The organism is Paucimonas lemoignei (genome assembly GCF_004342585.1).
Taxonomy (GTDB): Bacteria; Pseudomonadota; Gammaproteobacteria; order Burkholderiales; family Burkholderiaceae_D; genus Paucimonas; species Paucimonas lemoignei.
The window spans coordinates 1-5326 of sequence record NZ_SLZQ01000026.1 but is presented as its reverse complement, the minus strand read 5'-3'; the positions used below and the strand labels follow the sequence as shown (position 1 = coordinate 5326).

7 protein-coding genes are annotated in these 5326 nt (G+C 49.1%); all 7 read left to right on the top strand.

What is annotated here, in order from left to right:
• Positions 1–145 precede the first annotated feature (145 nt).
• The 7 genes from EDC30_RS19255 (at position 146) to EDC30_RS19225 (ending at position 5165) form a co-directional block, all read left to right on the top strand.
• Positions 146–643 carry a hypothetical protein gene (locus EDC30_RS19255; RefSeq protein ID WP_132260554.1) on the top strand — a complete coding sequence of 166 codons (498 nt, stop codon included), beginning with the start codon at positions 146–148 and terminating at the stop codon, positions 641–643.
• Positions 644–1737: 1094 nt separating this feature from the next.
• Complete coding sequence (locus tag EDC30_RS19250; protein ID WP_132260553.1) at positions 1738–1983, top strand: hypothetical protein; 246 nt, start codon at positions 1738–1740, stop codon at positions 1981–1983.
• A 192-nt stretch (positions 1984–2175) separates the two neighbouring features.
• Positions 2176–2814 (top strand): hypothetical protein, encoded by a 639-nt coding sequence (locus EDC30_RS19245; RefSeq protein ID WP_132260551.1) that lies wholly within the window; start codon positions 2176–2178, stop codon positions 2812–2814.
• A gap of 46 nt (positions 2815–2860) precedes the next feature.
• Positions 2861–3217: a DUF6980 family protein gene (locus EDC30_RS19240; protein ID WP_424447046.1), complete on the top strand. Its 357-nt coding sequence runs from the start codon at positions 2861–2863 to the stop codon at positions 3215–3217.
• Positions 3218–3274: 57 nt separating this feature from the next.
• On the top strand, positions 3275–3556 hold the full coding sequence (locus EDC30_RS19235) for a hypothetical protein (RefSeq protein ID WP_132260547.1): 282 nt from the start codon (positions 3275–3277) through the stop codon (positions 3554–3556).
• Positions 3557–3641: 85 nt separating this feature from the next.
• Positions 3642–4151 (top strand): hypothetical protein, encoded by a 510-nt coding sequence (locus tag EDC30_RS19230; protein ID WP_132260545.1) that lies wholly within the window; start codon positions 3642–3644, stop codon positions 4149–4151.
• Between the two features lie 573 nt (positions 4152–4724).
• Entirely contained in the window at positions 4725–5165 is a 441-nt protein-coding gene (locus EDC30_RS19225) for a L,D-transpeptidase family protein (RefSeq protein ID WP_207907338.1), read from the top strand.
• Positions 5166–5326 lie beyond the last annotated feature (161 nt).

Sequence of the window (5326 nt, the reverse complement as noted above, 5' to 3'; positions counted from 1 at the left end):
ATGGGAGCAACATTTAACTCGTCACTCAACCCAGACCCGCGCCCAAGAACTTGCCGCTTCGCGGCAAAGGGCGCGGGCTGGTCAGTTCGGCGTTAAATCGATTTAGTACATGCGACACGTTAGAAATACCGGCTGGCGTATAAAGTTGTCTTTTGCTGTATTGGCCGCTGGGCTGCTTAGTATTTCTGGATACGTTTTATACCTTGGTTTTCTTAGCTACAACGGGTACTGTTTTGGACAGAAGCGTTATCTTTCTAACGAAGAAAAGATACTCATCGTTGTAAGAGAAATCTTGGCTCGCTACCCCAAACAAGGAAATGTTGCCTATAGACTGACCATAGAAGACGGACAGCGGAAATGGAAACCTGAAAGGTTGGGGCCGGAAAACCCAATTCCATACCGTGACGAGAAAGAATTTTTCTCAATAAATCCTGGTTGCTGTGAAGTGGTTAAAGTAGCGAGAGACACGGAAGGCTTGATAAATCTGCCTTTCTTGGATCGGCTATTCGGGTTCAAGTCAGACTTTGTGGTTGTTCGATATTTTCTAAGATACCGCGACGTAGATGGAACAGAACAGAAGAAATTGATACAGACAGCTCCCGTCATCTCTAGCTGTGGAAAGACTGGAGATGTATTCGACTGAGTCAGGCTGCAGCAATTAGATGTGGAAAATGAACAGATTTAACTTGTCGCTCAACACGGAAACGCGCCAACAAGCTGCCGCTTCGCGGCACCTGGCGCGTTCCTGTTAGCTCGGCGTTATACCGAATGAGAGCCAGTCAGGCGTCATCGTGGCGCTGGTCGTTCGATTGAGGTCGGAGCAGTTGTTGCAGTAGAAGCGCGTTGCAATGGTCAGGTCGGCGCGCGACGTGAGGTTGGCTTGGCAGGCAAGGCTCTGCGGTGAAGTGACCAGCCTACGGACTTTTGGAGGTTGGCCCTGCCTTGCTGTGACTGCCCTGCGGTCTTGGCAGAGATGCGACGTTATCGGTTTCAGGACGGAGGCCCAGTGAGCGCGTTGCAAGCCTCCTGGGCCAGTGGCAGCGCGGTGGCAGGCGGGCGTGGAAAACAGCTTGGTGGACGGGGCTCTATTCGGCGGTGGGTATAACATCCCATTGGAGCCGGTCCGGCGAAGAATACATTAACGAGGTCAGCATGGTTGCGAGCAGAGTCAGTATCGGATACGTCGGCAGCGCCGGCCTCTCAATGGAACGTTAGAGGCTATTGATTACTGAACTATGGATGCTGCTAAGGATTTAAAAACTGCGAAATCATTAATGGTCTTGGGGCTTGCTCCGTTTTGTCTGGGTGCCATTCTCGTAGCGTTAATGTTCGCAAGTGCGCGTAAATTTGGAGGCGGTCTATCGGACGTCCTTCTGGGCCTTCTTGTGCTGACGGTCAGCTATGCAGCCAGTATTCTCGCGGCTGGTGGAGGTGCCGTGTGGTCAATGGTGCTACTACATCAGCATGAAGAGTTGCGCTCTGACTCCGCCAGGATCTTATGGAAAATAATACTTCTGTTACTTACGCTTCCGGCTCTATGGTTCATCTACTTCGCTCAGTAGCGGCATGATTACTCGAATTTTAAAAAATACTTTGTCTATTTGCGAGCCGAGGAAGTGATCTAACTTGTCGCTTAACACGGAAACGCGCCAACAGCTTGCCGCTCCGCGGCCGGTGGCGCGGTCCGGTTAGCTCGGCGTTATGTTTCAAGTGCGGCCGCCGTCGTCGGGAATTGATATGGGAAAAGAGTACAAGATAAAGTTTAAGGTTCCTGCGGACTACAACCCGGAAAATTTATTCAAGAGGGTTCCCAGTCCAATCCACCGAGGCAAAATGGCCGAAATATACAATTTCAAAATTGAGGAAGACGGTTTTTATTTTCTGGATTCACTCGTAGACAATAAAGTGGCTTCCGTGGCTTTTAAGCACTTTGTCGACGAAGCGTTGAGCTATTGTGATTCAGTCGAAATTATCGAGCTATGAAACATAACTTGTTGCTGAACCAGGACAAGCAATATAAAGCTGCCGCTCCGCGGCAAGTATTGCTCGCCTGTTAGCGCGGCGTTAAACATAAAAATTGAGGACAGTTATTTTTTTGGCGCCACTTTTAGGATGCGACTTGTTCGGATGAGATCAAATTTTTGCTTTTGTCGGCTGTTATCAATTTCATTGCTCATGGCACTTCTTGCTAGCTGCGGCGAGAAAAAACCATCAAGTAATACTGAAGAGTACAAAGAAGCTCACGGAATACTGAAAAATAAAATCAGTAATTTGCGTATAAAAGGCGTATTGCTCAGTATTCCTCCAGAACTATATCCAAATCCATATTCATACGACAGAATCGTGCGAGGGCAGGCAGACAAGGTCACTATTCACATAAATCTGAATTCTTGGCTCGATCAACCAACAACTGTTAATAGTGAAACGCTAGGTTTGGTTCGAGTAGAGATCGGAAAACATGGGTATGAAAGCGACGAAAAGATCGAGGAATACTTCAACGCGAGGAAGTGGGCGTCGATAAATCGGCGCCCCGAACTGGATCTGATCGAGTACGTTGAGGTCGGTGATAGCGGAGGTTGGGGTTACCGTACTTTTGAAAGCACGGACCCGTTGCTACGAACTCCTAATGGCGGTCGTTTGGTTTTTAATTGTGTAGGTTTGCCTGGGAAAAATCCTTCACAATGCCGAACCTTTTTTCAACATCAGAAAGGTGTACTTATTTCTTATTATTTAAGTGGTCACTTGTTGAAAAAGTGGAAGGATGTGCATAAAAAGGTAATAGCTACAGTGAATGATCTGATAGTTCAAGAATGAGAAATAATGTTTAACTCGTCGCTGAACCCGGACCTACAACATAAGAATGCCGCTTCGCGGCATGTGTTGTAGGCCAGTTAGCTCGGCGTTAAAAGTCATGTCCAAGCATTGCTGCGAACAAATGAACAAACAAGTCAGTCAGGTATGCGCGCAGCATACTGACCGATTTGAATGTCCAGATGCGTTGATCGACTACTCGCCAAAATTCAACGAATATGGGCTTATCGTGCACGATGGAGGATCCAGCTCTATTGCGATTGGGTATTGCCCATGGTGCGGTACCAAATTGCCGGAGTCGAAGAGAAATCAATGGTTCGATGAACTTGAAAAGCAAGGGATTGATGATCCAACCGACGAGAATATTCCTGAAAGGTACAAGTCCGATGCCTGGTATCGCTTTTAACTTGTCGCTCAACCGGGATGCCGCTGCGCGGCTCCCGTTAGCTCGGCGTTATGCAGAATGAATAAAAATCCGCACACTGATGTTCCACTGACAGCAGAAGGCCGCAAGGTTCTTGGCCAAGGAATTTTTGTATTTGGCCTAGGGATGCTTGTGATGGGATTGCATCTAGGCATCGCGGGATTTGATTGGCCCTTGGGCGGTAAGGAGCGTGGGATCGATACTTTAATCATGGCCGTTTTCGGTCCTGAATATGCCCCGCTAGCTATGGTTTCGTTCTTTGTTGGGCTTGGCGTTTTTTTCGGTTACAAAGGAATAAAAATGTGGCGGGGGAATGCATAACTTGTCACTCAACCCGGACCTCGCAGCAAAGGCTTGCCGCTTCGCGGCATGTGCTGCGGGCCGGTTAGTTCGGCGTTAGCAGGATATGAAGATTCTTCCGGTTGCAAAGTTTATAGCAGTAGGTATCGTGCTGTTGTTCGTCGTGGCCAAAGGTTGTTCATATTTCGACGAGTATTGGTATGAAGGTTTTTTGCCTGATTCTGTCGAGGTTGATAAAGCCCTCTATGTTGCAAGTAGCGGAGGATTTGGAGAGGGATGCGGAGTTGCAATCTACAAAATCGACGCTAAAACCTCAGAGCGCATTCGTGCCAAAGGAATAGCTGCGGTTCAGAGTAGCAGAAAAGCGAAACGACACGAGAACCGGCTGTACAGCGAATGGAAGGAAACTCCTTATGTGGAACCGGAACCAGAAGGGTTATTGCGGAGCCGATGGCTTTCTGGGCTGGCCCAAGGATGTTCAGATATACCAGATGATATGAATGCAGCCATCTATAACGCTATGAAGACCCCAGGATCGTTTTATGCGACGGCGCTTGAATCGGGAGTAATAATATTTCCGAAATTGGGATGGATAATGTTTTCACATTTTGGCTAGAGCCACCTGCTAACTCGTCGCTGAACCCGGAGCCGCAACAAAGACTGCCGCTTCGCGGCGGTGTTGCGGTCCGGTTAGCTCGGCGTTCTGTTTCATAAACCGTCTCGGTCAGCGAAGCGCGACCAGGTGGTTCGGCAGGAGGCAAGGCAGTGTTGACGTGTGAGGGCGTTGCGGCGGTCTGATCAATGCGCGGAGCACGAAGGGCTTGGCAAGCAAATCCTGCGGCGGGTCAACCAGCCTGCGGTCTGGCGAAGAGACAGAGCTATCGGCTTCAGGTTGTGGACGGGTTGGGTGTTCGAGCGCGTTGTGACCTTTCGGTCGGTGGTAGTGCAACAGAGACTGGTCTTGGCTAGCAAGCCGGAATTGAGGTTGCGGCCCCGTGCGTCACGGGAAACGGTTCATGTTCGGTGAAAGTGGAAAACTCATGGGAAGAAATACTGTGATGCCGAGTGCGTCGAGCAAATTACAGAACTCGTCACTTAACCCGGACACCGCTGCGCGGTGCCTGTTAGTTCAGCGTTAAATTTTATTATGCGCTTACTAGTCGTGTTTTTAGTTTCGCTAACCTGCTCGATGGCATGGGCGCAGAGCAAAGTTGAATTGGTCCGCGTATTGAAAGCTGAGAGAAAGCTTCAAGTCATAGCCGGCGGCAGTGTGGTCAAGGAATTCAAAATCGCATTAGGTTCGAACCCCATCGGGCATAAGCAACAGGAAGGGGATGGAAAAACGCCAGAGGGAAGCTATACGCTGGACTATAAAAAGTCAGATAGCGCGTATTACAAAGCCATCCATGTTTCGTACCCGAACGAGGCAGACGTTTCTTCGGCAAAAGCTCGTGGTGTTAATCCTGGTGGTCAAATCATGATCCACGGGCAAAAGAATGGTTTAGGTTGGCTGTCATTTATTTCGCAGCGTATGGACTGGACGCTGGGGTGTGTCGCGCTAAGTAATGACGACATGGAGACAGTTTGGAAAATGGTGGACGTAGGAACAAAAATTGAAATTCGTCCGTAAAAAATTTAACTTGTCGCTCAACCCGGAGCCGCAACAGAAGCTGCCGCTCCGCGGCGGCGTTGCGGTCCGGTTAGCTCGGCGTTAGATATATGAAGTGCACTATCTGCGGTCGAATGCTGAATCAGGATGGCGATCCTTTGTCTGCAAATTGCGGTGGTGAT

What these genes read in the sequence shown, in the direction of transcription:
- EDC30_RS19250 (WP_132260553.1), top strand. Translation starts at nt 1,738, where the DNA reads ATGGGAAAAGAGTACAAGATAAAGTTTAAGGTTCCTGCGGACTACAAC.
- EDC30_RS19245 (WP_132260551.1), top strand. Translation starts at nt 2,176, where the DNA reads ATGGCACTTCTTGCTAGCTGCGGCGAGAAAAAACCATCAAGTAATACT.
- EDC30_RS19240 (WP_424447046.1), top strand. Translation starts at nt 2,861, where the DNA reads ATGCCGCTTCGCGGCATGTGTTGTAGGCCAGTTAGCTCGGCGTTAAAA.
- EDC30_RS19235 (WP_132260547.1), top strand. Translation starts at nt 3,275, where the DNA reads ATGAATAAAAATCCGCACACTGATGTTCCACTGACAGCAGAAGGCCGC.
- EDC30_RS19230 (WP_132260545.1), top strand. Translation starts at nt 3,642, where the DNA reads ATGAAGATTCTTCCGGTTGCAAAGTTTATAGCAGTAGGTATCGTGCTG.
- EDC30_RS19225 (WP_207907338.1), top strand. Translation starts at nt 4,725, where the DNA reads ATGGCATGGGCGCAGAGCAAAGTTGAATTGGTCCGCGTATTGAAAGCT.